The following is a 290-nucleotide window of genomic DNA, read 5'->3' on the forward strand; positions in this document are numbered from 1 at the left end:
TGATCAGGTTGATAGGTTCGAGGTGGAAGCATGGTGACATGTGGAGCTGACGAATACTAATAGATCGAGGACTTAACCATATAATATGAAGCAATGTTATCTAGTTTTGAAAGAATATAAAAAACTTGTTGACTTTAGAAGTTAAATGAGTTACAATAATTCTTGTCTTAAATGAATACAGTCTGGTAATGATGGCAGAGAGGTCACACCCGTTCCCATACCGAACACGGAAGTTAAGCTCTCTAGCGCCGATGGTAGTTGGGACCTTGTCCCTGTGAGAGTAGGACGTT

General features: G+C 40.3%; 1 rRNA gene. It reads left to right on the top strand.

Annotated features, from left to right (window positions below):
- Positions 1-181 precede the first annotated feature (181 nt).
- Positions 182-290, top strand: a 5S ribosomal RNA gene (rrf, locus tag ACS2FK_RS30575); the annotation flags it as partial.

This window comes from Bacillus cereus group sp. BceL220 (genome assembly GCF_051776965.1).
GTDB classification, from domain to species: Bacteria; Bacillota; Bacilli; order Bacillales; family Bacillaceae_G; genus Bacillus_A; species Bacillus_A cereus.